This is a genomic window from Alkalihalobacillus sp. TS-13 (assembly GCF_019720915.1).
Taxonomy (GTDB): Bacteria; Bacillota; Bacilli; order Bacillales; family Fictibacillaceae; genus Pseudalkalibacillus.
In genome coordinates this window covers 1-1,646 of the sequence record NZ_JAHKSI010000014.1, presented here as the reverse complement: position 1 = coordinate 1,646, position 1,646 = coordinate 1, and the positions used below count along the sequence as shown (strand labels likewise).

The 1,646-nt window shown below is 55.0% G+C and carries 1 rRNA gene; it reads right to left on the bottom strand.

The features are described 5' to 3' along the window. Positions 1-1,646 (bottom strand): 23S ribosomal RNA (locus tag KOL94_RS24825); the annotation flags it as partial.

Here is a 1,646-nt window from a genome sequence, read left to right as displayed (position 1 = left end):
CCACGCTTCCACACCAGACCTATCAACCTCATCATCTCTGAGGGATCTTACTCGCTTGACGCGATGGGAAATCTCATCTTGAGGGGGGCTTCATGCTTAGATGCTTTCAGCACTTATCCCGTCCACACGTAGCTACCCAGCTATGCTCCTGGCGGAACAACTGGTACACCAGCGGTGTGTCCATCCCGGTCCTCTCGTACTAAGGACAGCTCCTCTCAAATTTCCTGCGCCCGCGACGGATAGGGACCGAACTGTCTCACGACGTTCTGAACCCAGCTCGCGTACCGCTTTAATGGGCGAACAGCCCAACCCTTGGGACCTACTTCAGCCCCAGGATGCGATGAGCCGACATCGAGGTGCCAAACCTCCCCGTCGATGTGGACTCTTGGGGGAGATAAGCCTGTTATCCCCAGGGTAGCTTTTATCCGTTGAGCGATGGCCCTTCCATGCGGAACCACCGGATCACTAAGCCCGACTTTCGTCCCTGCTCGACTTGTAGGTCTCGCAGTCAAGCTCCCTTGTGCCTTTACACTCTGCGAATGATTTCCAACCATTCTGAGGGAACCTTTGGGCGCCTCCGTTACACTTTAGGAGGCGACCGCCCCAGTCAAACTGCCCACCTGACACTGTCTCCGAACCGGATCACGGTCCTGGGTTAGAATTTCAATACCGTCAGGGTAGTATCCCACCGACGCCTCCACCGAACCTGGCGGTCCGGCTTCAAAGGCTCCTACCTATCCTGTACAAACGATACCAAAATCCAATATCAGGCTACAGTAAAGCTCCATGGGGTCTTTCCGTCCTGTCGCGGGTAACCTGCATCTTCACAGGTACTATAATTTCACCGGGTCTCTCGTTGAGACAGTATCCAAGTCGTTGCACCTTTCGTGCGGGTCGGAACTTACCCGACAAGGAATTTCGCTACCTTAGGACCGTTATAGTTACGGCCGCCGTTTACTGGGGCTTCGATTCAGAGCTTCTCCCGTAAGGGATAACCCCTCCTCTTAACCTTCCAGCACCGGGCAGGTGTCAGCCCCTATACTTCGCCTTACGGCTTCGCAGAGACCTGTGTTTTTGCTAAACAGTCGCTTGGATCTTTTCACTGCGGCTCTCTCGGGCTTGCACCCTATCAGAGCACCCCTTCTCCCGAAGTTACGGGGTCATTTTGCCGAGTTCCTTAACGAGAGTTCTCCCGAGCATCTTAGGATTCTCTCCTCGCCTACCTGTGTCGGTTTACGGTACGGGCACCTCTTTCCTCGCTAGAGGCTTTTCTTGGCAGTGTAGGATCAGGGACTTCGGTACTCTAGTTCCCTCGCCATCACAGCTCCGCCGTATGGTGGACGGATTTGCCTATCCACCGGCCTAACTGCTTGGACGCGCATATCCATCAGCGCGCTCTCCCTACCTTCCTGCGTCCCCCCGTTGCTCAAACGGAAAGGAGGTGGTACAGGAATATCAACCTGTTGGCCATCGCCTACGCCTTTCGGCCTCGGCTTAGGTCCCGACTAACCCTGAGCGGACGAGCCTTCCTCAGGAAACCTTGGGCTTTCGATGGAGAAGATTCTCACTTCTCTTTTCGCTACTCATACCGGCATTCTCACTTCAAAGCGCTCCACGAGTCCTTCCGGTCTCGCTTCTCAGCCCTT